Origin of the sequence: Dietzia sp. CH92, from assembly GCF_032248695.1 — a bacterium.
In the GTDB taxonomy this organism is placed as follows: Bacteria; Actinomycetota; Actinomycetes; order Mycobacteriales; family Mycobacteriaceae; genus Dietzia.
Map to the genome: position 1 here is coordinate 1 of NZ_JAVHXC010000025.1, position 558 is coordinate 558.

Here is a 558-nt window from a genome sequence, read left to right on the forward strand (position 1 = left end):
GCCAGGCGCCGCTCGGTCACCTGCTCCGGCCAAGGACTGGACCTGATGGCCCGCGCCGCCATGACCATGGACCCCCAACTGGCCGCCCTGATGCGCGAAGTCCACGCCCGCTGGGCCCAACCCGGACGCCTGTGGCCCGACGAACAGACCCCCGATAACCGCACCGACGGTCAACGCATGCACGACGCCCTCGTCCACGCCCTGACCCTCGCCCTGAACACCGACGCCACGAGGACCGGCGCGGCCGCGGCGATCGTCGTGCGCATCGACCTCGACCAACTGGCCACCCTGGCCGGGTGCGGCCACACCGACGGCGGCATCCGCGTACCCGTCGACCAGGCCATCGCCATGGCCGCCGGCAACCACTGGTTCCTCGCCCTGTGCGACCAGGAAGTCGACCTCAAGCTCTACCGCAGCCGCCGCACCGCCTCCCGCTACCAACGCCTGGCCCTGTTCGCCGCCTACGGCGGCTGCACCCACCCCGACTGCGACCAGGACGCCCGCCACAGCCAAGCCCACCACGCCGGAACACCCTGGGCCGCCGGCGGCCTGACCAAC

Annotated in this window: 1 protein-coding gene; it reads left to right on the plus strand. The window is 72.6% G+C overall.

Annotated features, from left to right (window positions below; all coding sequences use genetic code 11):
* Window positions 1–558, plus strand: a 558-nt coding sequence (locus tag RWK90_RS17290) for a DUF222 domain-containing protein (RefSeq protein WP_314038867.1), incomplete at both ends; no start/stop codon positions are given.